The sequence below is a fragment of the Pseudomonas oryzihabitans NBRC 102199 genome, from assembly GCF_000730625.1.
Classification (GTDB): Bacteria; Pseudomonadota; Gammaproteobacteria; order Pseudomonadales; family Pseudomonadaceae; genus Chryseomonas; species Chryseomonas oryzihabitans.
This window is the reverse complement of sequence record NZ_BBIT01000005.1, coordinates 42,880-64,973: the sequence shown is the minus strand read 5'-3', so window position 1 is coordinate 64,973 and position 22,094 is coordinate 42,880. Positions and strand designations below refer to the sequence as shown.

20 protein-coding genes are annotated in these 22,094 nt (G+C 66.6%); 10 read left to right on the top strand and 10 right to left on the bottom strand.

Translation table 11 applies throughout. From position 1 onward, the window contains the following. Positions 1-82 precede the first annotated feature (82 nt). Positions 83-1,291: an aldose 1-epimerase family protein gene (locus POR01S_RS06580; RefSeq protein WP_042134664.1), complete on the top strand. Its 1,209-nt coding sequence runs from the start codon at positions 83-85 to the stop codon at positions 1,289-1,291. Between the two features lie 18 nt (positions 1,292-1,309). Here the strand turns inward: POR01S_RS06580 and POR01S_RS06575 are convergent, their stop codons facing one another. Next, positions 1,310-1,711, bottom strand: a complete 402-nt coding sequence (locus POR01S_RS06575) for an acyl-CoA thioesterase (protein ID WP_026083995.1) — start codon at positions 1,709-1,711, stop codon at positions 1,310-1,312. A gap of 487 nt (positions 1,712-2,198) precedes the next feature. Between POR01S_RS06575 and POR01S_RS06570 the strand changes: the two genes are divergently transcribed. The 5 genes from POR01S_RS06570 (at position 2,199) to gltP (ending at position 7,938) form a co-directional block, all read left to right on the top strand. Continuing rightward, a complete protein-coding gene (locus POR01S_RS06570) occupies positions 2,199-3,506 on the top strand; it encodes an MFS transporter (RefSeq protein WP_169742418.1) in 1,308 nt (435 codons plus the stop codon). 167 nt (positions 3,507-3,673) lie between these two features. Next, positions 3,674-4,873, top strand: a complete 1,200-nt coding sequence (gene fdhA, locus POR01S_RS06565) for a formaldehyde dehydrogenase, glutathione-independent (protein WP_027597391.1) — start codon at positions 3,674-3,676, stop codon at positions 4,871-4,873. A 145-nt stretch (positions 4,874-5,018) separates the two neighbouring features. Next, entirely contained in the window at positions 5,019-5,381 is a 363-nt protein-coding gene (locus POR01S_RS06560) for a hypothetical protein (RefSeq protein WP_255211804.1), read from the top strand. 66 nt (positions 5,382-5,447) lie between these two features. Beyond that, a complete protein-coding gene (locus POR01S_RS06555) occupies positions 5,448-6,278 on the top strand; it encodes an aldo/keto reductase (protein WP_027600635.1) in 831 nt (276 codons plus the stop codon). A gap of 310 nt (positions 6,279-6,588) precedes the next feature. Beyond that, positions 6,589-7,938, top strand: a complete 1,350-nt coding sequence (gltP, locus tag POR01S_RS06550) for a glutamate/aspartate:proton symporter GltP (protein ID WP_007159910.1) — start codon at positions 6,589-6,591, stop codon at positions 7,936-7,938. A 51-nt stretch (positions 7,939-7,989) separates the two neighbouring features. On the opposite strand, the gene POR01S_RS06545 is transcribed toward gltP, so the two are convergent. Then, positions 7,990-8,835, bottom strand: a complete 846-nt coding sequence (locus POR01S_RS06545) for an NAD-dependent epimerase/dehydratase family protein (RefSeq protein ID WP_042134662.1) — start codon at positions 8,833-8,835, stop codon at positions 7,990-7,992. A 151-nt stretch (positions 8,836-8,986) separates the two neighbouring features. Between POR01S_RS06545 and POR01S_RS06540 the strand changes: the two genes are divergently transcribed. The 3 genes from POR01S_RS06540 to POR01S_RS06530 all read left to right on the top strand — a co-directional run bounded on the left by POR01S_RS06540 (position 8,987) and on the right by POR01S_RS06530 (position 13,461). Continuing rightward, positions 8,987-9,919, top strand: coding sequence for a hydrogen peroxide-inducible genes activator (locus tag POR01S_RS06540; protein ID WP_007159908.1), 933 nt, complete (start codon positions 8,987-8,989; stop codon positions 9,917-9,919). Further along, positions 9,916-11,991 (top strand): ATP-dependent DNA helicase RecG, encoded by a 2,076-nt coding sequence (gene recG, locus POR01S_RS06535; protein ID WP_042134659.1) that lies wholly within the window; start codon positions 9,916-9,918, stop codon positions 11,989-11,991. The genes POR01S_RS06540 and recG overlap by 4 nt, the downstream gene beginning before the upstream one ends. Positions 11,992-12,066: 75 nt before the next feature. After that, the gene (locus POR01S_RS06530; protein WP_074584201.1) at positions 12,067-13,461 is read left to right on the top strand and encodes an aminoacyl-tRNA deacylase and HDOD domain-containing protein; all 1,395 of its coding nucleotides are present in this window, start codon (positions 12,067-12,069) and stop codon (positions 13,459-13,461) included. 104 nt (positions 13,462-13,565) lie between these two features. On the opposite strand, the gene rpmG is transcribed toward POR01S_RS06530, so the two are convergent. Both rpmG and rpmB read right to left on the bottom strand, forming a co-directional pair. After that, a complete protein-coding gene (gene rpmG / locus POR01S_RS06525; protein ID WP_007159904.1) occupies positions 13,566-13,721 on the bottom strand; it encodes a 50S ribosomal protein L33 in 156 nt (51 codons plus the stop codon). A gap of 11 nt (positions 13,722-13,732) precedes the next feature. Beyond that, on the bottom strand, positions 13,733-13,969 hold the full coding sequence (gene rpmB, locus POR01S_RS06520) for a 50S ribosomal protein L28 (RefSeq protein ID WP_007159903.1): 237 nt from the start codon (positions 13,967-13,969) through the stop codon (positions 13,733-13,735). A gap of 383 nt (positions 13,970-14,352) precedes the next feature. Here rpmB and POR01S_RS06515 point away from each other — a divergent pair, with 383 nt between their 5' ends. Beyond that, positions 14,353-15,930 (top strand): ABC transporter substrate-binding protein, encoded by a 1,578-nt coding sequence (locus POR01S_RS06515; RefSeq protein ID WP_042134657.1) that lies wholly within the window; start codon positions 14,353-14,355, stop codon positions 15,928-15,930. Between the two features lie 23 nt (positions 15,931-15,953). Here POR01S_RS06515 and POR01S_RS06510 read toward each other — a convergent pair whose 3' ends face one another. Genes POR01S_RS06510 through POR01S_RS06485 form a run of 6 tightly spaced genes read right to left on the bottom strand, consistent with a single transcriptional unit; the run spans position 15,954 to position 21,680 of the window. Then, entirely contained in the window at positions 15,954-16,283 is a 330-nt protein-coding gene (locus POR01S_RS06510) for a Na+/H+ antiporter subunit G (RefSeq protein WP_017642340.1), read from the bottom strand. Between the two features lie 14 nt (positions 16,284-16,297). Then, positions 16,298-16,567: a K+/H+ antiporter subunit F gene (locus POR01S_RS06505; RefSeq protein ID WP_007159900.1), complete on the bottom strand. Its 270-nt coding sequence runs from the start codon at positions 16,565-16,567 to the stop codon at positions 16,298-16,300. Further along, complete coding sequence (locus POR01S_RS06500; RefSeq protein WP_027597398.1) at positions 16,552-17,049, bottom strand: Na+/H+ antiporter subunit E; 498 nt, start codon at positions 17,047-17,049, stop codon at positions 16,552-16,554. Before POR01S_RS06500 ends, POR01S_RS06505 begins: the two co-directional genes overlap by 16 nt. Next, entirely contained in the window at positions 17,046-18,545 is a 1,500-nt protein-coding gene (locus POR01S_RS06495) for a monovalent cation/H+ antiporter subunit D (RefSeq protein ID WP_042134655.1), read from the bottom strand. Before POR01S_RS06495 ends, POR01S_RS06500 begins: the two co-directional genes overlap by 4 nt. Next, on the bottom strand, positions 18,542-18,871 hold the full coding sequence (locus POR01S_RS06490) for a Na+/H+ antiporter subunit C (protein WP_027597400.1): 330 nt from the start codon (positions 18,869-18,871) through the stop codon (positions 18,542-18,544). Before POR01S_RS06490 ends, POR01S_RS06495 begins: the two co-directional genes overlap by 4 nt. Position 18,872: 1 nt before the next feature. Continuing rightward, on the bottom strand, positions 18,873-21,680 hold the full coding sequence (locus tag POR01S_RS06485) for a monovalent cation/H+ antiporter subunit A (protein ID WP_027600641.1): 2,808 nt from the start codon (positions 21,678-21,680) through the stop codon (positions 18,873-18,875). Positions 21,681-22,094 lie beyond the last annotated feature (414 nt).

Here is a 22,094-nt window from a genome sequence, read left to right as displayed (position 1 = left end):
CGTTTTCCGGGTCTGGAACGAGGCCTGCAGCCGGGCGAAGGCTGGTCTAGACTCAAGGCGATCGCGTCGCCAAGGGGACTCCATGATCCATGCTCGTCTGCTGTCCGGCTGTCTCCTGTTCCTTGTCAGTGCCAGCGCCTCGGCCTGGGAATACATCCTCATCGCCCCCGACAAGCCGGTGCAGAACTGGAGCATCAGCAGTGATCGCCTGGGCCTGCGCGATGGCCTGGCCTTTGCCGTCGGCGTGCACCGCCTGAGCGGAGGACGCCAGGAAGGCTCGGTGCTGATCGAGATCGACACCGGCCCCCTGCAGCTCACCGTGGTGGCGACCCGCGGCATGAACGTCCTGCGCGCCCAGGCCGGCACCCTGCGACTGGGCTGGGATTCGCCGGTGCGCGAGGTGGTCAATCCGGCCTTCGTCAACCTGGAGAGCCGCAATGGCCTGGGCTGGCTGGAAGGCTTCAACGAACTGGTGGCGCGCGCCGGCTTCGAGTGGGTCGGCCACCCCGGAATGGACCGGGGGCAATTGCTGACCCTGCACGGTCGGGCCAGCTACCTGCCGGCCAGCCAGGTGGTGCTGACCATCGACGAACAGCCGCCGCACCGCATCAGCCTCAAGGGCGTGCTGCACGAGGAGGCCTTCAAGCAGGCCAACTTTCGCATCGACACCGAACTGGTCACTCACGCCGGGGCCACCGGCTTCACCCTGCACGATCGCCTGACCAACCAGGGAGCGCACGCCGCCGAGTACCAGGTGCTCTATCACAGCAATTTCGGGCCGCCGCTGCTCGGTGAAGGCGCGCGGTTCGCCGCGCCGGTGCGGGAGGTGTCACCCTTCGATGCGCGGGCGCGCCAGGAGCTGGCGGATTGGCAGACCTATCGCGCGCCCACGCCGGGCTATGGCGAGACGGTCTACAACCTCTATCCCTGGGGCGACGATCAGGGGCGCAGCCTCGCGGTACTGCACGATCGCAGTGCCCACCAGGGCGTGGCGCTGGCCTTCAATGTGCGGGAATTGCCGGTCTTCACCCTGTGGAAGAACACCGATGCCAAGGCCCAGGGCTATGTCACCGGCCTGGAGCCGGGCACCAGCTTTTCCTACAACCGCAGCCAGCAGCGAGCCCTGGGGCTGGTGCCGCGCATGGAAGCCGGCGGCACGCGCGACTTCACCCTCGACTATCGGCTGCTGGCCACCGCCGCCGAGGTCCGGCAGGCGCTGGAGCAGGTCGAAGGCATCCGCCACGGAAGGCCGACCCAGGTGCGCGAGGCGCCGCTGGCCCGGGAGCCCTAGCGGCAAGGCCGGCGGGTGCTAGCGCCGCGCGGGCAGGGGGCGGGTGCGGCCGCTGCCATCGATGGCCACGAAGACGAACACCGCCTCGGTCACCTTGCTCCACTCGCTGGACAGCGGATCGTCGCTCCAGACCTCGATGAGGATCTGGATGGAGCTGCGGCCCACCTCCAGGGTGTTGGTATAGAAGGAGAGCTGTGCGCCCACGGGCACCGGTGTCATGAAGGCCATGCGGTCGATGGCCACGGTAGCCACACGCCCGGCGGCCAGGCGACTGGCCATGGCGCTGCCGGCCAGGTCCATCTGGGCCACCAGCCAGCCGCCGTAGATGTCGCCGAAGCCATTGGTCTCGCGGGGCAGCGCAGTGATCTGCATGGCCAGGTCGCCCTGGGGGATGGGATCTTCTTGTTCGAGCTCTTCGATCATGACAGGGCCCTCGGGAGCCCGGATAGGTAGGTAACGTTCAGCATCTGCACGCAAGAATGCTGCCAATCTCTCGGCGGAGATCGTTAGGGGGCTACAGTATAACGCCTGGGGCAGGGCGGCTCGACCGCTTTTGCACCAGGATGGAACAGCCATAGCTCGGCAGATGAGCCCTGAATGGGCACTGAATGAATAGCGGAAATTCCTTGCAGATTTGCTATCGTGGAGACCGTGCACGGCCAGGCAATCCAGAGGGCCCTGCACGTCCGATGATCAGGTAATGATCGGTAGACCTGCTGTTGCCGTGCTCCAAAAGAGCGCAGGCGGCGCGGTGCAGGTCCGGCGCCCATCCGGCGACCCGCCCGATCCCTGCCAGCCGCTCCAGGCGGACGGTCACTCGGGGCCGCGTCTTGTCCGCTACACCCGGAGGGATGCCAGAGGCCGAATTTCCTTTGCGCTCCTCTCTTGTCCGGGATCCTCGATGAAACTGCAATCCGCCTCTGCGCCGCTCACGTCGCGCCCTCTGGGCCGCAACGACTACAAGACCCTCTCGCTGTCCGCCCTGGGCGGTGCGCTGGAGTTCTACGACTTCGTCATCTTCGTCTTCTTCGCCGCGGTGGTGGGGAAGCTGTTCTTTCCCGCCGACATGCCCGACTGGCTGCGACAGATGCAGACCTTCGGCATCTTCGCCGCGGGCTATCTGGCACGTCCGCTAGGCGGCATCATCATGGCCCACTTCGGCGACCTGCTCGGGCGCAAGAAGATGTTCACCCTGAGCATCTTCATGATGGCCCTGCCGACCCTGGGCATGGGCCTGATGCCCACCTACGCCCAGATCGGCGTGGCCGCGCCGATCCTGCTGCTGGTGCTGCGTATCATCCAGGGCGCGGCCATCGGCGGCGAGGTGCCCGGCGCCTGGGTGTTCGTCTCCGAACACGTCCCCGGCAAGCACGTCGGCTATGCCTGCGGCACCCTGACCGCCGGTCTCACCTTCGGCATCCTGCTCGGCTCGCTGATGGCGACCCTGATCAACACCGTCTTCACCCCGGTGGAAGTGGCCGACTACGCCTGGCGCTTTCCCTTCCTGATCGGCGGCGTCTTCGGCCTGTTCTCGGTCTACCTGCGCCGCTGGCTGCACGAGACGCCGGTGTTCGCCGAACTGGCGATCCACAAGTCGCTGGCCGAGGAAGTGCCGCTCAAGGCCGTGCTGCGCGACCACCGCAGCAGCGTGATCCTGTCCATGCTGCTGACCTGGATGCTCACCGCCGGCATCGTGGTGGTCATCCTCATGACCCCGACCCTGCTGCAGACCCAGTACGGCTTCTCCGCCGCCCTGGCGCTCAAGGCCAACAGCCTGGCCATCGTCTTCCTGACCCTGGGCTGCATCGTCTCCGGCGCCCTGTCCGATCGCTTCGGCAGCGGCCCGGTGTTCATCGGCGGCGGTCTCATCCTGGCAGTGGCCAGCTGGGCGCTCTATGCCGGTCTCAAGGTCCATCCGGAATGGCTGTTCCCGCTCTATGCCCTGGCCGGCGCGGCGGTCGGCGTCATCGGCGGCGTGCCGCGGGTGATGGTGCTGGCCTTCCCGCCCAAGGTGCGCTTCTCGGGGCTGTCGTTCTCCTACAACGTGGCCTACGCCATCTTCGGCGGCCTGACCCCCATGGTCGTCACCCTGATGCTCAAGCAGCATCCGCTGGGCCCGGCCTGGTACGTCATGGGCCTGGCCCTGCTGGGCGTGGGCATCGGCTGCTACCTGCTCAGCCGCGAGCGCCGCGCCGCCGCCCTGGCACCCGCCTGATCCCGGCCGGTCATGCCGCCCGCCGTGGCGGCGTGACCGGGTTCGCGAGGCCGACCCGCAGGGGCGACCTCGGCATCGCCAAAAACGCCATCCCCACAGACGCCGCGCTTCGCGAGGACTAGGCTCGAACCGCTAGAGCCAGTCCAACAATAACAGCGAGGTGCAACATGTCCGGTAATCGTGGCGTCGTCTATCTGGGCGCGGGCAAGGTCGAGGTGCAGACCATTCCCTACCCGAAGATGGAAACCCCGCAGGGCAAGCGTATCGACCACGGCGTCATCCTGCGCGTGGTCTCCACCAACATCTGTGGTTCAGACCAGCACATGGTGCGCGGCCGGACCACTGCCCCCGAAGGCCTGGTGCTCGGCCACGAGATCACCGGCGAGGTCATCGAAGCGGGTCGTGACGTCGAGACCCTCAAGGTCGGCGATCTGGTCTCGGTGCCCTTCAACGTCGCCTGCGGTCGCTGCCGCACCTGCAAGGAGCAGGACACCGGCGTCTGCCTGACCGTCAATCCCTCGCGCGCCGGCGGTGCCTACGGCTACGTCGACATGGGCGGCTGGGTCGGTGGCCAGGCCGAATACGTGCTGGTCCCCTATGCCGACTTCAACCTGCTCAAGCTGCCGAATCGCGACGCGGCCATGGAAAAGATCCGTGACCTGACCTGCCTCTCCGACATCCTGCCCACCGGCTACCACGGCGCCGTCACCGCCGGCGTCGGCCCGGGCACCAGCGTCTATGTCGCCGGCGCCGGCCCGGTCGGTCTGGCCGCGGCCGCCTCGGCCCGCCTGCTGGGCGCCGCCGTGGTCATCGTCGGCGACGTCAACCCGGTACGCCTGGCCCACGCCAAGGCCCAGGGCTTCGAGATCGCCGACCTGTCCCAGGATACCCCGCTGCACGAGCAGATCGCTGCGCTGCTGGGCACGCCGGAAGTCGATTGCGCGGTCGATGCCGTCGGCTTCGAGGCCCGTGGCCATGGTCACGAAGGCGCCAAGAGCGAGGCCCCGGCCACGGTGCTGAACTCACTGATGGGCATCGTGCGGGTGGCCGGCAAGATCGGCATTCCCGGTCTCTATGTCACCGACGATCCGGGTGCGGTCGATGCCGCCGCCAAGCAGGGTGCTCTGAGCATCCGCTTCGGTCTGGGCTGGGCCAAGTCCCACAGCTTCCACACCGGCCAGACCCCAGTGATGAAGTACAACCGCCAGCTGATGCAGGCGATCATGTGGGATCGCATCAAGATCGCCGACATCGTCGGTGTGCAGGTGATCACCTTGGACGAGGCCCCCCGCGGCTACAGCGAATTCGATTCGGGCGTCCCGAAGAAATTCGTCATCGATCCGCACAAGCTGTTCAGCGCGGCCTAGCTATTGCACTAAGGATTTTGTCCGAGACTGCTGGCCATTTGGCATTTCTCGGGCAAGCCGTGCAGTCGTTTGTCGTACCAGAGGGTCTACCTCCGCAGCGTCCACCTCGGGCGCTGTTTTTTTTGGTGCCACAGACGAGGCCAACATGACCCCGAATGTCCTTTCGACCCTTCGCCGTATCCTTCCCTCCCTGCTCATGGCGGCCCTGTTGCTGCTGGGTAGCAACCCAGCCCGCGCCGAGGGCGGAGTGTCCTTTCGCTTCGCCGAAGAAGGACAGGGCTGGATGCTGCGCGGCCCGGTCGATGTGCTCAAGTGGCCCTTCGTCTACGACCGCAGTCGTGAGCGCGCGCGCAACACCCTGACGCGGCTGGACGGCGACACCCAGGTGCGGGTGATCGAGACCCGTTCCTTCCAGCGCTGGAAGCGCATCGAGGTGCAGCAGGAGGGTCGTACCCTGCTGGGTTGGGTCGAGAGCTACAGCGTCCCCGAAGCCGTGCGGCTCGACTGATCGGGAGCAAAAGGCCACTGCCGCCAGTCACACCTCTGACAGTCATCAATCTCAGAGGAGCGACGCATGTCCGCGATCACCCGTCTTCAGCTCAACGACGGTCACCACATTCCGCAATTCGGCCTGGGGGTCTGGCAGACCCCGGCCGAAGAGACCGCCCAGGTGGTCAAGACCGCCCTGGACCTCGGCTATCGACACATCGACACCGCCGCCATCTACGGCAACGAAGAGGGCGTCGGCCAGGCCATCGTCCAGGCCGGTCTGCCGCGTGACGAGCTGTTCGTCACCACCAAGCTGTGGAATGCCGACCAGGGCTACGACAGCGCCCTGCGCGCCTTCGACACCAGCCTGGCCAAGCTGGGTCTGGAGCATGTCGACCTCTACCTGATCCACTGGCCGCTGCCGGAAAAGGGCCTGTTCCTCGACAGCTGGAAGGCGCTGATCGAATTGCGCAACCAGGGTCGGGTGAAGTCCATCGGCGTGTCCAACTTCCGCCAGGCCGACATCGAGACCCTGCTGACCGAGACCGGCGTGGTGCCGGTGGTCAACCAGATCGAGTGTCATCCACTGCTGCAGCAGCAGGAGCTGCGCGACTTCAACACCTACAAGGGCATCGCTACCGAAGCCTGGAGCCCGCTGGCCCAGGGTGGCGAACTGCTGGGCAGCCCGGTGCTGCAGCAACTGGCGGCCAAGCACGGCAAGACGCCGGCCCAGGTGGTGCTGCGCTGGCACATCCAGCTCGGCAACATCATCTTCCCCAAATCCAAGACGCCCAAGCGCATCGAAGAGAACATGCAGATCTTCGACTTCGCCCTGGACGACGAGGACATGCGGCAGATCGCCGGGCTGAACCAGGACAAGCGTCTGGGTCCGGACCCCGCGACCTTCAACGGCTGACGTTCAGGGGGCGCCGCGATGAGCGGCGCCTCTGTATGCCTGGCGCGCAAGGCGCCAGTGCCTGTATGCTGCGCGGCCCTTTCGGGACACCTCATGCCGGATCGGCATAGGGCAGGCGACAGCGGCATTAGACATACCCCGTTACCCTCTGGCAAAAGTGTGACGCCTTGGTGCTCCCAGTCCTTTTCGAGCACCGTTTCCGCAGCCTGAACGCACCCTCTCGTTGGCGTTGCATGCGCTTCGCGCATCACGACCCGACACGGTGACGTTCGTCCCGAACTCCATCCAAATAGAACAAAGGTGTCGGTACATGACCAAGCCCAAGCTCAGCCTCGCGTGGCAGATCCTTATCGGCCTCGTGCTGGGGATCGCCGTCGGCGCACTGCTCAACCACTTCAGCGCCGAGAAAGCCTGGTGGATCTCGAACGTCCTCAAGCCGGCCGGCGACATCTTCATCCGGCTGATCAAGATGATCGTGGTGCCCATCGTCATCGCCACCCTGGTGGTCGGCATCGCCGGCGTCGGCGATTCCAAGAAGCTTGGTCGCATCGGTCTCAAGACCATCCTCTACTTCGAGATCGTCACCACCCTGGCCATCGTTGTCGGCCTGTTCTTCGCCGACAGCGTGCAGCCCGGTGCCGGCATCGACATGAGCACCCTGGGCACCACCGATATCTCCCAGTACCAGAAGACCACCGCGGAAGTGCAGCATGACCACGCCTTCATCGCGACCATCCTCAACCTGATCCCGTCCAACGTCTTCGCCGCCGTCGCCCGTGGCGAGATGCTGCCGATCATCTTCTTCGCGGTGATGTTCGGCCTGGGCCTGGGCGCCTTGCCGGAAGCCACCCGCGAGCCGGTGGTGCGGGTCTTCCAGGGCATCTCCGAGGCCATGTTCAAGGTCACCCACATGATCATGAACTACGCCCCCATCGGTGTCTTCGCGCTGATCGCGGTGACCGTGGCCAACTTCGGCTTCGCCTCCCTGCTGCCGCTGGCCAAGCTGGTGGTGCTGGTCTACGTCGCCATCGGCTTCTTCGCCCTCGGCGTGCTGGGCCTGGTGGCCAAGCTGTTCGGCTTCTCGATCTTCCGCATCATCCGCATCCTCAAGGACGAGCTGATCCTGGCCTATTCCACCGCCAGTTCGGAAACCGTGCTGCCGCGCATCATCGAGAAGATGGAGGCCTATGGCGCGCCCAAGTCCATCACCAGCTTCGTGGTGCCCACCGGCTATTCCTTCAACCTGGACGGCTCCACCCTCTACCAGAGCATCGCGGCGCTGTTCATCGCCCAGCTCTATGGCATCGACCTGTCGCTGAGCCAGCAGCTGCTGCTGGTGCTGACCCTGATGGTCACCTCCAAGGGCATCGCCGGCGTGCCGGGCGTGTCCTTCGTGGTGCTCCTGGCCACCCTGGGCAGCGTCGGCATTCCGCTGGAAGGCCTGGCCTTCATCGCCGGTGTGGATCGCATCATGGACATGGCGCGCACCGCCCTGAACGTGATCGGCAACGCCCTGGCCGCCCTTGTCATCGCCAAGTGGGAAGGTCTCTACGACGCCGAGAAGGGCGCCGCCTACTGGGCAGCCCTGCCGCACCTGAAGAGCACCGCCAAGGTCGAGGAGCGTCCTCAGGCCACCCGCGGTGAAGCCCTGCGCGACTGAGTGGCTGGCTAGCTGAGAACGGAGCCCGGCCCTGTGCCGGGCTCCGTCGTTTCAGCCGGCGAGAATGGCCGCGTAGCCCTCGCGATAGCTGGGGTAGCGGGGCGTCCAGCCCAGGGCCCGGGCGCGGGCGTTGCTGCATCTCTTGCTGCCGGCGCGACGCAACTGGGCCTCGTCGGACCAGAAGGTGATGCCCAGCCGTGCCCGCAGCCAGTCGACCACCTCGTCCAGCGGCGCCGGATCGTCGTCCACGCCCAGATAGAGATCATCCAGGGCGACCCCTTCGCGATCCCGCTGCAGCAGCAGCGCCAGCAGGTCGGCGGCGTCCTCGACATGGATGCGATTGCCATACAGCGGCGGTTCGCGGGTCACTCGGGAGCCCTCGCGCACCTGGCGCAGCAGCGCCTCGCGTCCCGGGCCATAGATGCCGGTCAGGCGGACCACGCTGGCAGGCAGGCCGCTGCCCAGCGCCAGGTCTTCCGCCTCGCGCAGGATGCGTCCGGAAAAGCGCTCGGGTTCGGCAGGGGTGGTTTCGTCGACCCAGGCGCCATCGCCCTGGGCATAGACGCCGCTGCTGGAGACGAACAGCAGACGCTGCGGACGCTGGTCGCAGGCGGCCAGCCAGCCGAGCAGGTGGCGCAGGCCCTCGACATAGGCGGCGCGATAGCCGGCTTCGTCATGGTGGGTCGCGGCGGTGGCATAGACCACCTGGTCGAGGGGTTCGCGCGGCCAGGCGGCCGGCGGCGTGGCCTCGGCGAGATCGCCTGCGACCGGCAGCAACTCAGCGGGGAGGGCGGCGACAGTGCGCCTGAGGCCGAAGACCCGGTGGCCCTGGGCGACCAGTTGCAGGCCGAGACGGCTGCCGACATCGCCGCAACCGGCGATCAGGATGGTGCTCATCGGTGTTTCCTTCTGCAAAGGCCGGGACAGACGGCCAGGGTAGCCTGCGCCTGGCCGTGGTCCAACCTGGGAGCGCAGGCTGCTGCCCGTCGCGCTTGGCCGTTGATAGAGACAGCCGCTAAGATTGGCCGGCACCCCATGGAATTTGACTATGACCCTGACTGAACTGCGCTATATCGTCACGCTCGCCCAGGAACAGCACTTTGGCCGAGCTGCCGAGCGTTGCCACGTCAGCCAGCCGACGCTGTCGGTGGGCGTCAAGAAGCTCGAGGACGAGCTGGGCATTCTGATCTTCGAGCGCAGCAAGAGTGCCGTGCGCCTGACCCCCACCGGCGAGGGCATCGTCGCCCAGGCGCAAAAGGTGCTGGAGCAGGCCCAGGGCATCCGCGAACTGGCCCAGGCCGGCAAGAACCAGCTCACCGCGCCGCTGAAGATCGGTGCCATCTATACCATAGGGCCCTATCTCTTTCCGCACCTCATCCCGCAGCTCAACCGGGTGGCGCCGGAGATGCCGCTGTACATCGAGGAAAACTTCACCCACCTGCTGCGCGACAAGCTGCGCACCGGTGAGCTGGATGCCGTCATCCTCGCCCTGCCGTTCAACGAGCCGGACGTCCTGACCCTGCCGCTGTACGACGAACCCTTCTATGTGATGATGCCGGCGCGGCACCCCTGGACCAAGCTCAAGGCCATTCCGCAGAACCAGCTCAGCGACAAGAGTCTGCTGCTGCTGGGCGAGGGCCACTGCTTCCGCGATCAGGTCCTGGAAGCCTGTCCGACCGTGCGCAAGCACGAGGAAAACAAGAATTCCACGGTGGAGTCCTCTTCGCTGGAAACCATCCGCCACATGGTGGCCTCCGGCCTGGGCGTCTCGGTGCTGCCGTTCTCGGCGGTGGAGAGTCACCACTATGCGCCGGGAATCATCGAGGTGCGCCCCTTCGAGCGGCCGGTGCCCTATCGCACCGTGGCCATCGCCTGGCGCGCCAGCTTTCCGCGGCCCAAGGCCATCGAGGTGCTGGCCGACTCGGTCCGTCTGTGCTCGGTGGCGCGGCCTGAAGCCAAGGGCGTCGTGCAGCCGGCATGAGTGAACTGGCCGCGACGCCGGTCACCGCCCTCAAGGGGGTCGGCGCCGCCCTGCAGGAGAAGCTCGCGCGGGTCGGCCTGGAAACCCTGCAGGACGTGCTCTTCCACCTGCCGCTGCGCTATCAGGATCGCACCCGCATCGTGCCCATCGGCGCCCTGCGGCCCGGTCAGGACGCCGTGGTGGAGGGCATGGTCGCCTCCGCCGAGGTGCTCATGGGCCGGCGGCGCAGCCTGCTGGTGCGCCTGCAGGACGGCAGCGGCACCCTGTCGCTGAGATTCTTCCACTTCAGCCAGGCGCAAAAGGATGGCCTCAAGCGCGGCACCCTGCTGCGCTGCTATGGCGAGGTGCGCCCCGGCGCCTCGGGCCTGGAGATCTACCATCCCGAATACCGCGCCCAGGACGAGAACGCCCCGGCGCCGGTCGAGCAGACGCTGACGCCCATCTACCCGACCACCGAAGGCCTCACCCAGCTGCGCCTGCGCCAGCTCAGCGCCCAGACGCTGGAGCGACTCGGGCCCGAATCCCTGCCCGACTGGCTGCCGCCGGAGATGGCCGCGCACTATCGCCTGGGTCCCCTGGCCGATGCCCTGCGCTACCTGCATCGACCGCCGCCGGACGCGGACCTGGAAGAGCTGGCCGAGGGCCGGCACTGGGCCCAGGAGCGGCTGGTCTTCGAAGAATTGCTCACCCACCAGTTGTCCCTGCAGCGGCTGCGCGAGACCCTGCGCGCCCAGCGTGCGGTGCCCCTGCCGGCCGCCCGCCGGCTGCCACATTTGTATCTGGACAACCTCGGCTTCACCCCCACCGGCGCCCAGCAGCGCGTCGGGCGCGAGATCGCCCATGACCTGGCCCAGCCCGAGCCCATGCTGCGGCTGGTGCAGGGCGACGTCGGCGCCGGCAAGACGGTGGTCGCGGCCCTGGCCGCCCTGCAGGCCATCGAGGCCGGCTACCAGGTGGCGCTGATGGCGCCCACCGAGATCCTCGCCGAGCAGCACTTCCTCAACTTCCAGCGCTGGTTCGCCGCCCTGGACATCGAGGTGGCCTGGCTGGCCGGCAAGCTCAAGGGCAAGGCCCGCGCCAGTTCCCTGGAGCGCATCGCCGCCGGGGCGCCCATGGTGGTGGGCACCCATGCGCTGTTCCAGGACGAGGTGCGTTTCGCCCGCCTGGCGCTGGTGGTGATCGACGAACAGCACCGCTTCGGCGTGCAGCAGCGCCTGGCGCTGCGTCAGAAGGGCGTCGACGGCCGCCTGGCGCCACACCAGCTGATCATGACCGCCACCCCCATCCCGCGCACCCTGGCCATGAGCGCCTATGCCGATCTGGACACCTCGGTGCTCGACGAACTGCCGCCGGGACGCACGCCGGTCAATACCGTGAGCGTCACCGACAGCCGTCGCGAGGAAGTCGTGGAGCGGGTGCGCGCCGCCTGCCACGAAGGGCGCCAGGCCTACTGGGTCTGCACCCTGATCGAGGAGTCCGAGGAACTCACCTGCCAGGCGGCCGAGACCACCTACGAGGAATTGCAGCTGGCCCTGGCCGAATTGCACGTCGGCTTGATCCATGGACGCATGAAGCCGGCGGAAAAGGCCGCGGTGATGGCCGAGTTCAAGGCCGGCAACCTGCAATTGCTGGTGGCCACCACGGTGATCGAGGTGGGGGTGGACGTGCCCAATGCCAGTCTGATGATCATCGAGAATCCCGAGCGCCTGGGTCTGGCCCAGTTGCACCAGCTGCGCGGCCGGGTCGGGCGGGGCAGCGCCGTCAGCCACTGCGTGCTGCTGTTCCATCCGCCGCTGTCGCAGATCGGTCGTGAGCGGCTGGCTATCATGCGCGAGACCAACGACGGCTTCATCATCGCCGAGAAGGACCTGGAGTTGCGCGGCCCGGGCGAGATGCTGGGGACCCGTCAGACCGGCCTGCTGCAGTTCAAGGTGGCCGATCTGATGCGCGACGCCCATTGGCTGCCGGCGGTGCGCGATGCCGCCCAGGAGTTGCTGGCCCGCTGGCCCAGTCATGCCGGTCCGCTGCTGGAGCGCTGGTTGCGCCATGGCCAGCAATACGGCCAGGTTTGACAAAGCTTATACAGACGACGCTACCTACGGAGCCGAATGGTTATACTCCAGGGCGTACGTGAGGAAGAAAATGCCATGACCGATGTAGCGCTCGCTTCGCCCCTCCCTGAGGTTCCCCCTTCGATCCAGCAGTTGCTCGCCCAGTTGAACCTGGCCTATCGGCCGATCCCGGCGACGACGCGCCTGCCGCAGGCGAATCGGGTACACACGGTGCTTCTGAGCGACAGCGTCGGCATGCTGCTGGTGCTCTTGCCCGAGGATCAGCTGCTGGACCTGCGCCGGCTGGTGGAATTCACCGGGCGGCAGCTGGCGGTGGTGGCGCCGGAGCGGCTGATGCGCACCCTGGAGCGCTACGAACTGGATGTCCTGCCGGGGCTGCCGTCGCTGACCAATTCCCCCTGCCTGTATGACGAGCGACTGCTGGAAGCGCCGCGCCTGCTGCTGGAATCCGGTGAACGCTCGCTGCTGCTGGAAGTGGAAACGTCTGACTATCGCCGCCTGCTGAATCAGGCCACCGCGGGCAGCTTCGGCATCCCGGCGGCCGGTATCCAGCCCAATCTGCGGCAACCGGAACGCGACGAGGCGGAGATCCTGCATGCCGCCACCGCCTTCACCGCGCGGCGCATCCGCCAACGCCTGGAGGAGACGCTGGAGATCCCGCCGCTGTCCAAGACGGCGGAAAAGGTCATCAAGCTGCGGGTCGATCCCGAGGCCACGGTGGACGATCTGGCCAACGTGGTGGAGACCGATCCGGCCCTGGCGGCCCAGGTGATCAGCTGGGCCGCCTCGCCCTACTACGCCGCGCCCGGCAAGATCCGCTCGGTGGAAGACGCCATCGTGCGGGTGCTGGGCTTCGACCTGGTGATCAACCTGGCCCTCGGCCTGGCCCTGGGCAAGACCCTGAGCCTGCCCAGCGACCAGGCCCAGCAGGAAACCCCCTACTGGAAGCAGGCCATCTACACCGCCGCCCTGATCGAGGGCCTGGCGCGCTCCATGCCGCGCGCGGAGCGGCCGGAGATGGGCCTGGCCTATCTCGGCGGCCTGCTGCACAACTTCGGCTATCTGGTGCTGGCCCACGTCTTTCCGCCGCACTTCTCGCTGATCTGCCGCCACCTGGAAGCCAACCGCCAGCTCGATCACCAGGTCATCGAGCACCACCTGCTGGGCATCACCCGCGAGCAGATCGGTGCGGCCCTGATGCGCTGCTGGGAAATGCCCGAAGAGGTGGTGACGGCGCTGCGCTTCCAGGGCGATCCGGGCTACCAGGGCGAGCAGGCGGTCTATCCCAACCTGATTTTCCTGGCCGTGCAGCTGCTGCGCGCCGAGGGCATCGGCAACGGCCCGGCCCAGCCGATTCCCGACGAGCTCTATGCGCGGCTGAGCATCGATCCGGCCAAGGCGCGGGAGTGCATGCAGAAGATCCTTGGCGCCGAAGCCGCCCTGCGCGAGCTGACCGGTCAGTTCAAGTAGCGGGCCGAGCGGCCTCCGGCGCCCCGGGCTCTGGAGCTGCCGGGCCGGACGCCAGACAACAAAAAACCCGCCGAGGCGGGTTTCTTGTTCAAGGGGGCGACCAATTACTTGATCTTGCCTTCCTTGTACATGACATGCTTGCGCACGACCGGATCGAATTTCTTGATTTCGATCTTTTCGGGCTTGGTGCGCTTGTTCTTGTCAGTGGTGTAGAAGTGGCCGGTGCCGGCACTGGAAATCAAACGGATCAATTCACGCATGACGAATCCCCTTAGAATTTTTCGCCGCGGCTACGCAGCTCGGACAGTACGGTTTCGATACCGCGCTTGTCGATGATACGCATGCCCTTGGCAGAAACGCGCAGACGCACGAAGCGCTTCTCGGATTCTACCCAGAAACGGTGGTGCTGCAGATTCGGCAGGAAACGACGACGGGTTTTGTTGTTAGCGTGGGAAACGTTGTTCCCAGTAATCGGACCCTTACCGGTTACTTGGCAAACTCTCGACATGGCTCAGCCCTCATAAACCTCATGCCAAACCCGGCATGGGTTGGCCGCTTGTAACTGTATTGATTCCTGTTTTGACGGGGAGAGCCGGCAAACGCCGGGGACCTGAAGCGGCCATACCCCGAAAAAAGAGCGCTGTTTTATACCAGAAGTACTCGGGCATAACAAGGTAGGGCGACGGATGAAATGCCCGTGCACCGGGCGCTGTGCGGGCCCGGCCGGAATGCCAACCGTTCGTCGGTCGGAAGCATTGTGACGGACGGACGGGTGGTCTAGTTTAGAGCGACTGCCAAACTCAATCCACGTCCGCCAGACGACCGCCCTGTCCGCCGTTGCCAGTCATCCGTGCGCCGTCTGCCCACTTCGGCTCTACAAGGAATCGTTCTATGCGTTTCGCCGCCTTGCCACTGCTCTTCGCGCCCCTGCTGGCGCAGGCCGCCACGCTCAGTGTCTGTACCGAAGCCAGTCCAGATGGATTCGACGTGGTGCAGTACAACTCCCTGACCACCACCAACGCCTCGGCCGACGTGCTGATGAATCGCCTGGTGGAATACGATGCCAGCGAAGCCAAGCTGGTGCCGAGCCTGGCGCAGAGCTGGACGATCTCCAACGACGGCCTGACCTACGACTTCGCCCTGCGTCCGGACGTGAAGTTTCACCAGACCGACTACTTCACCCCCAGCCGTACCCTGACGGCCGACGACGTGGTGTTCAGCTTCCAGCGCATGCTGGACAAGGACCATCCCTGGCACGGGGTGGCCAAGAGCGGCTATCCCCATGCCCAGTCGATGCAGTGGCCCAAGCTGATCAAGAGCGTGGAAAAGACCAGCGACCTCGGTGTGCGTATCGTGCTCAACAGCCCGGACGCCACCTTCCTGCCGACCCTGAGCATGGGCTTCGCCTCCATCTACTCGGCCGAGTACGCCGAGCAGCTGCTCAAGGCCGGCAAGACCGCCCAGCTCAATGACGAGCCCATAGGCACCGGTCCCTTCGTCTTCAAGCGCTACCAGAAGGACGCCGTGGTGCGTTACGCCGCCAACCCGGACTACTTTGGCGGCAAGCCCAAGCTGGACGGGCTGATCTACGCCATCACCCCGGATTCGGCGGTGCGCCTGCAGCGACTCAAGCGCGGCGAGTGCCAGATCGCCCTGTCGCCCAAGCCCCAGGATCTGCAGAGCGCCCATGAGGACAAGAGTCTGCAGGTGCTGCAGACGCCGGCCTTCATGACCGCCTTCGTCGGCATCAACACCAGCCATCCGCCGCTGGACAACATCAAGGTGCGCCAGGCCATCAACCTGGCGTTCGACAAGCAGAGCTATCTCAAGGCGGTGTTCCAGGACACCGCGGTGGCCGCCGACAACGTCTATCCGCCCACCACCTGGGGCTATGCCAAGGACGTGCCGGCCTATCCCTATGACCCGGCCAAGGCCAAGGCGCTACTGGCCCAGGCGGGCCTCAAGGACGGCTTCAAGACCACCATCTGGACGAGACCCAGCGGCAGCCTGCTCAATCCCAATCCGCAGCTGGGCGCGCAGATGCTGCAGGCCGACCTGAAGAAGATCGGCGTCGATGCGCAGATCCAGGTGATCGAGTGGGGTGAACTGATCCGCCGCGCCAAGACCGGCGAGCACGACCTGCTGTTCATGGGCTGGGCCGGCGACAACGGCGATCCGGACAACTACCTGACGCCGCAATTCTCCTGCGCCTCGGTGCAGTCGGGCCTGAACTTCGCCCGCTATTGCGACAAGACCCTGGATGGCGCCATCAGCAAGGGCAAGACCCTGTCCGACCAGATGGCGCGGGCCACGGTGTACCACCAGGCGCAGCGCATCATCCACGACCAGGCGCTGTGGCTGCCGCTGGCGCACCCGACGGTGACGGTGCTGGCCAAGAATGGTGTCGAGGGCTACCAGCCCAATCCCTTCGGCCGCCAGGACTTCAGCAAGGTCAGCGGCGGTCGCTAGTAGCGCGTGCGGCGCGGCCAGCCCTAACGCCAGGGTTGGCCGTCGGTGCGCTCCACCTGCTTGACCTTCTGCTGGATGGCGGCGCGCGCCAGCATATGGGCGCTGACCGGCGCGGTGATGAAGATGAACAGGGCGATCAGCAGCTCGTGCAGGCTGAGGCCCTCGCCCTGGACACTGAAGAACAGCATCGAGGCGATGATGGTGCTGCCCACGCCCAGGGTGGTGGCCTTGGTCGGCCCGTGCAGGCGCATGAAGAAGTCCGGCAGCCGGTACAGGCCGATGGCGCCGATGAGGGCGAAACTGCTGCCGATGAGCAGCAGGGCGCAGATCAGGAGTTCGAGCCAGAAGGGCATGGGATAGCGCTCCGTTAATCGATGATTTCGCCATGCAGCATGTGCTTGCCCAGCGCCACGGTGCCGACGAAGCCGGTCACGGCAATGAGCAGCGAGGCCTCGAAGAAGACGTCGGTGGCCAGCCAGATGCCGAACAGGATGATGATCGCCAGGACGTTGATATAGAGGGTGTCCAGGGCCAGCACCCGATCCGGGATGTCCGGTCCCTTCACCAGGCGATAGACGTTGAGCACGGCGGCCACGCCCATCATCCCCATGCACAGCAGGGTCACGTAGGTGAGCATTCGAAGATCTCCTTGAGTGGGGCCTCATAGCGCGTCTTGACCTGGCGGATCACCTCGTCCTTGTCGGCGACATCCAGACCGTGCAGCAGCAGGGTCTTGCGATCGCCGCTGAGGCCTGACGACACGGTGCCGGGGGTGAGGGACACCACGCAGGCGAGCAGGGTGAGCAGGAATTCGTCCTCGATGTCGATGGGGACCTCGATGAAGGCGGGCTTAAGCGCCTCGGTCCGCCCCAGCACCAGCCGTGCGACGTGCAGGTTGGCGACGATGATGTCGTACAGCACCACCAGCATGTAGCGCAGCAGGAGCAAGGGGCGGCGCAAGCGGGGGGCGTGCAGCAGGAAATCCTGGCAGAGCAGCGGGATGCCCCAGCCGAGCAGCAGGCCCAGCAGCAACTGGCCCAGGCTCAGGCTGTTGTTGAGCAGCAGCCAGGTCAGGGTCAGCAGGACGGTGAGCAGTGGGTGCGGTAGCCAGCGCTTCATGGGCCAACTCCCCGGACGATATCGAAGTAGGGTGCGACGTCCAGCAGTTGCCGAGCGGTCTCCAGGGCGTAGCCATGCAGCGGCGCCGCCAGCGCCATCAGCAGCGGGCTACCCAGCAGCAGGCCGAGGGTGGCGGTGAGCTGGATGGGATCGAGGCGGACGTCCAAGGCCGCGCCTCGGCCGCGCCAGAACAGCGTGGTCCCGGCGCGGGACAGGGCGATGATCATGCCCAGTCCGCCGAGCAGCACCACCGGCCAGATGATCAGCGCCGGCCAGGCGGTGCCGGTGGCCTGCAGCAGCATCACCTTGCCAAGAAAGCCGGGGAAGGGTGGCAGCCCGGCGACGGAGATCGCGCCCAGAAAGAACAGCCCGCCGAGCAGTCGGGGGTGCGCCAGCGGCGGACCGCTGCCGAGGGTATCGCCCTGGGCACCGCGCTGCTGGGCGATGAGATCCGCCAGCAGGAACAGGGCGCCGGCGATCCAGGTGCTGTGCACCAGATAGAAGAGGCTGGCGGCGAGTCCGGCGACACTGCCCAGGGCCACGCCGGTCAGCAGCATCCCCACCGAGATGACCACCAGATAGCCGAGCAGGGTCTTGAGGTGATGGGCCGCCAGGGCGCCGAACACCCCGGCGGCCAGGGTGACCGCCGCCAGCGGCCAGAGCCAGGGCAGCACGTAGTGGGCGAGGGGACCGGCGGCGGCGCCGAACACCAGCAGAAAGACCCGGACGATGGCGTAGAGCCCGACCTTGGTCATGATGGCGAACAGGGCGGCGACCGGCGCACTGGCCGCCGAATAGGCACTGGGCAGCCAGAAATACAGCGGCAGCAGGGCGCCCTTGAGGCCGAACACCACCAGCAGCAGGAAGCCGGCGGCGGCCAGCAGCGGTGCCTGCGCGGGATCGGCGTTGGCCACCCTCAGGCCCAGATCGGCCATGTTCAGGGTGCCGAGCAGGCCATAGAGCAGGCCGATGCCGATCAGGAACAGCGCCGAGCCCACGAGGTTGAGCACCACATAGTGCAGGCCGGCGCGCACTCGGGCCGGTCCCGCGCCGTGCACCAGCAGGGCATAGGAGGCGATCAGCAGGATCTCGAAGAAGACGAAGAGGTTGAACAGGTCGCCGGTGAGAAAGGCGCCGTTGATGCCCAGCAGCTGGAATTGGAACAGCGCGTGGAAATCCGGACCGCGGTTGTCGTCGCCGCGGCAGGCGTAGAGCGCCGCGCCGGCGGCCAGTACCGCCACGGTCGCCAGCATCAGCGCGGCCAGGCGATCCAGCAGCAGGACGATGCCGAAGGGCGCCGGCCAGTCGCCCAGGGCATAGACCTCCAGCTGGCCGCCGTTGGCCCGCTGCAGGAGCAGCAGCGCCAGCGGCAGCAGGGTCGCGGTGGCGAGCAGCGACAGCCCGCGCGCGGTACGGGCGGACAGCCGCGGCCGCATGAGCAGGAAGGCACCCATGAACAGCGGCACGAGGATCGGCAGGATGATCAGGTGCTTCATCGGCGCGGCTCCTCGCCATCCACGTGGTCGGTGCGCAACTCGCCCAGGGCGCGCAGCGACAGGGCGACCACGAAGGCGGTCATGGCGAAGCCGATGACGATGGCGGTGAGCACCAGCGCCTGGGGCACCGGGTCGGCCTGCTCGGCGGCCTGGCCGATCACCGCCGGCACGCCGGTGCGCAGGCGACCCATGGCGAACAGGAAGAGATTGACCGCATAGGAGAGCAGGGTGAGGCCGAGCACCACTGGATAGAGACGCGCCCGCAGCAGCAGGTAGACGCCGCTGGCGGTGAGCACCCCGAGGGCCGTGCAGAACAGGATTTCCATGCTAGAGCACCTCCTGGCTGGAGCCGTCCGTGTCCTTCTCGTCCCGGCTGACGTGGCCCAGGTTGGAGAGGATCAGGAGGGTGGCGCCGACGACGGCGAGGTAGACCCCGAGATCGAAGATCAGCGCGGTGGCCAGTTCGGTCTTGCCGATCAGGGGGATGGCGAAGTAGTCGAAGGCGGTGGTCAGGAAGGGCCGGCCGAACGCCAGCGAGCCCAGCCCGGTGAGCGCGGCGATCAGTACCCCGAGGCCGCAGAGCGCGTGGTAGCTGATCGGCAGGCGCCGCTGGGTCCAGGTCACGCCGTGGGCCACGTACTGCAGGATCAGGGCGATGGCGGTGATCAGACCGGCGATGAAGCCGCCACCGGGCAGGTTGTGGCCGCGCACGAAGATGAAGGCCGACACCAGCAGCGCCAGCGGCAAGAGCACCCGCGCCACGTTGTTGAGGATCATCGGGTGGCTGTCGCGGGACCAGGGCGTGCCCTTGGGATCGACCAGCGGATGCGGCAGGTGCAGGTGCTTGAGCAGGCCGTAGACGCCCGCCGCGGCGATGGCCAGCACGGTGATCTCGCCGAGGGTGTCGAAGCCGCGGAAGTCCACCAGGATGACGTTGACCACGTTGTAGCCGCCGCCCCCGGACACCGAATTGGCCAGGAAGAAGTCGCCGATGCCCTCATAGGGGCGGGTCAGCACGGCATAGGCCAGCAGCGCCACCAGCAGCCCCAGGCCGCCGGCCAGCAGCACATCGCGCAGGCCGCGCAGGCTGCTGGATTCGATGGGAGTGCGATCGGGCATGAAGAACAGCGCCAGCACCAGCAGGATGATGGTCACCACCTCCACCGACAGCTGGGTCAGCGCCAGGTCCGGCGCCGAATAGCGGGCGAACAGCAGGGACACGATCAGGCCCACGGTGCTCAGGGTCATCAGCGCCTTGAGGCGGTTGCGGTGGAAGAACACCGTCAGCACCGCGGTCAGCATGAGGATGCCCAGGCCCAGGGCGGTGAGCGGATCGAAGGGCGACAGGGCGACCGGGCCGTGGAGGCTGTCCAGGCCGGACAGCGCCGCCACCAGCAGCACCAGGGTGGCCGTCAGCATCAGGGCGATATAACCCTGCAGCGAGCCGCTCTCCAGGCGCCCGGTGAGGCGCTGGGCGAAGCCGATCAGCCGATTCAGGCCCTGTTCGAAGACCAGCCGCGCATCGACGTCGGGCAGGCCTTCCTGCCAGCGGAACAGCGGCTGACGGAAGGCATAGACCAGCACCCCGCCGACCATGGCCAGGATGCTCATCACCAGGGCGGTGTTGAAGCCGTGCCAGATGGCCAGGCTGTAGTCAGGTAGGCTGCCGCCGAGGGCGGCGCTGGCGCCGGCGGCCAGCAGCGGCGCCACGGTGTAGCCGGGCACCACGCCCACCAGCAGGCAGAGCAGCACCAGGATCTCCACCGGGATCTTCATGTAGCGCGGCGGTTCGTGGGGCGGATAGTGGGGCAGGTCGCGTGGCTCGCCGTTGAAGAAGACGTCATGGATGAAACGCAGTGAATAGGCCACCGAGAAGACCCCGTAGAGCACCGCCACCGCCGGTACGATCCAGCTGAAACTGCCGAACAGGCCGTGGTTGAGGGTCTCGTTGAAGAACATCTCCTTGCTCAGGAAGCCGTTGAGCAGGGGTACCCCGCCCATGGCCGCGGCGGCGACCATGGCCAGCACCGCGGTGTGCGGCATGTAGCGCCAGAGGCCGGCCAGGCGGCGCATGTCGCGGCTGCCGGTCTCGTGGTCGATGATGCCGGCGGCCATGAACAGCGAGGCCTTGAAGGTGGCGTGGTTGAGGATGTGAAACACCGCCGCCACGGTGGACAGCTGGGTATCGAGGCCGAACAGCAGGGTGATCAGCCCCAGGTGGCTGATGGTGGAGTAGGCCAGCAGGCCTTTGAGGTCGTGCTGGAACAGCGCCAGGATGGCGCCCACCACCAGGGTGGTGAGGCCGGTGAGGGTGACGATGTAGAACCACCACTCGGAATCGGCCAGCGCCGGATAGAGGCGCGCCAGCAGGAAGACCCCGGCCTTGACCATGGTCGCCGAGTGCAGATAGGCCGAGACCGGCGTCGGCGCGGCCATGGCCTGGGGCAGCCAGAAGTGGAAGGGGAATTGCGCGGACTTGGTGAAGACGCCCAGCAGCACCAGGATCAGCGCCAGTGGATAGAGCGCATGGCCGGTGATCAGCGGGCCGGCGGCGAGGACGTCGCTCAGCTCGAAGCTGCCGACGATATGGCCGAGCAACAGGATGCCGGCGAGCAGGGCCAGGCCGCCGCCGCCGGTGACGGTCAGCGCCATGCGTGCACCCTGGCGGGCTTCCCTGCTGTGGCTCCAGAAGCCGATCAGCAGGAAGGACGACAGGCTGGTCAGCTCCCAGAACACCATCAGCAGCAGCAGGTTTTCCGCCAGCACCACGCCCAACATGGCGCCCATGAACAGCAGCAGGTAGGCGAAGAAGCGCCCGACCGGCTCGTCCTTGCTCAGGTAGTAGGTGGCATAGAGGATCACCAGCAGGCCGATGACCAGGATCATCAGGGCGAACATCAGCCCCAGGCCGTCCAGGCGCAGGCTGAGATTCAGCCCCAGCGCCGGCAGCCAGTCGACCCGGTGCAACAGCACACTGCCGTCGAGAACCGCGGGCAGTTGCGTGGCCAGCAGGGCCAGGGCCAGGGCGGGGGCCACGGCGGTGCCCAGGGCGCAGGCGCGCCGGCCGAAGCGATCGGTCGCCAGCGACAGCAGTGTTCCCAGGAAGGGCAACGCGATGATCAGCGCCAATACCATGCCTACATCCTTTAGCTGAGCCGCCTCACGGCGGTTGGTAGATGGGGCTCCCTAGAGGCCTCGAGCGGCATTCGATCCCCGCGCCGAGACGCTTGCCGGGACGGCAAGGGGCGCGCGAAGCGATCTCTGAGTTTCGTACAAGAACCGGCGGTTTAATAACCTAAGGTGATAATAAAAGAGAGACCACAGATTCCTAGGCCTGTCTCCCTTACAAAATATTAGGAAACAGCCGCAAGGCGTCCAGCCTGGGGGGCAGGCACCGGCTGGCCGGGGCCCGGACCTCTTTGAGACCTCTGCAACGGGCTTTTGCTCGCGTCGCCGGGCAGGGGGTGCCCCGCTGCGGTGCCAGGGGCGTCGCAGCGGGGCGGGGGGAAGAAAAAAACCGACACGCCAAAGGAGCAGGGGAACACGCGT

What these genes read in the sequence shown, in the direction of transcription:
- POR01S_RS06515 (WP_042134657.1), top strand. Translation starts at nt 14,353, where the DNA reads ATGCGTTTCGCCGCCTTGCCACTGCTCTTCGCGCCCCTGCTGGCGCAG.
- POR01S_RS06560 (WP_255211804.1), top strand. Translation starts at nt 5,019, where the DNA reads ATGACCCCGAATGTCCTTTCGACCCTTCGCCGTATCCTTCCCTCCCTG.
- POR01S_RS06505 (WP_007159900.1), bottom strand. Translation starts at nt 16,567, where the DNA reads ATGCTCACCTACGTGACCCTGCTGTGCATGGGGATGATGGGCGTGGCC.
- POR01S_RS06495 (WP_042134655.1), bottom strand. Translation starts at nt 18,545, where the DNA reads ATGAAGCACCTGATCATCCTGCCGATCCTCGTGCCGCTGTTCATGGGT.
- POR01S_RS06500 (WP_027597398.1), bottom strand. Translation starts at nt 17,049, where the DNA reads ATGAAGCGCTGGCTACCGCACCCACTGCTCACCGTCCTGCTGACCCTG.
- fdhA (WP_027597391.1), top strand. Translation starts at nt 3,674, where the DNA reads ATGTCCGGTAATCGTGGCGTCGTCTATCTGGGCGCGGGCAAGGTCGAG.
- gltP (WP_007159910.1), top strand. Translation starts at nt 6,589, where the DNA reads ATGACCAAGCCCAAGCTCAGCCTCGCGTGGCAGATCCTTATCGGCCTC.
- rpmB (WP_007159903.1), bottom strand. Translation starts at nt 13,969, where the DNA reads ATGTCGAGAGTTTGCCAAGTAACCGGTAAGGGTCCGATTACTGGGAAC.
- POR01S_RS06555 (WP_027600635.1), top strand. Translation starts at nt 5,448, where the DNA reads ATGTCCGCGATCACCCGTCTTCAGCTCAACGACGGTCACCACATTCCG.
- POR01S_RS06485 (WP_027600641.1), bottom strand. Translation starts at nt 21,680, where the DNA reads ATGGTATTGGCGCTGATCATCGCGTTGCCCTTCCTGGGAACACTGCTG.
- POR01S_RS06510 (WP_017642340.1), bottom strand. Translation starts at nt 16,283, where the DNA reads ATGCCCTTCTGGCTCGAACTCCTGATCTGCGCCCTGCTGCTCATCGGC.
- POR01S_RS06540 (WP_007159908.1), top strand. Translation starts at nt 8,987, where the DNA reads ATGACCCTGACTGAACTGCGCTATATCGTCACGCTCGCCCAGGAACAG.
- POR01S_RS06490 (WP_027597400.1), bottom strand. Translation starts at nt 18,871, where the DNA reads ATGGAAATCCTGTTCTGCACGGCCCTCGGGGTGCTCACCGCCAGCGGC.
- POR01S_RS06580 (WP_042134664.1), top strand. Translation starts at nt 83, where the DNA reads ATGATCCATGCTCGTCTGCTGTCCGGCTGTCTCCTGTTCCTTGTCAGT.
- rpmG (WP_007159904.1), bottom strand. Translation starts at nt 13,721, where the DNA reads ATGCGTGAATTGATCCGTTTGATTTCCAGTGCCGGCACCGGCCACTTC.
- recG (WP_042134659.1), top strand. Translation starts at nt 9,916, where the DNA reads ATGAGTGAACTGGCCGCGACGCCGGTCACCGCCCTCAAGGGGGTCGGC.
- POR01S_RS06530 (WP_074584201.1), top strand. Translation starts at nt 12,067, where the DNA reads ATGACCGATGTAGCGCTCGCTTCGCCCCTCCCTGAGGTTCCCCCTTCG.
- POR01S_RS06545 (WP_042134662.1), bottom strand. Translation starts at nt 8,835, where the DNA reads ATGAGCACCATCCTGATCGCCGGTTGCGGCGATGTCGGCAGCCGTCTC.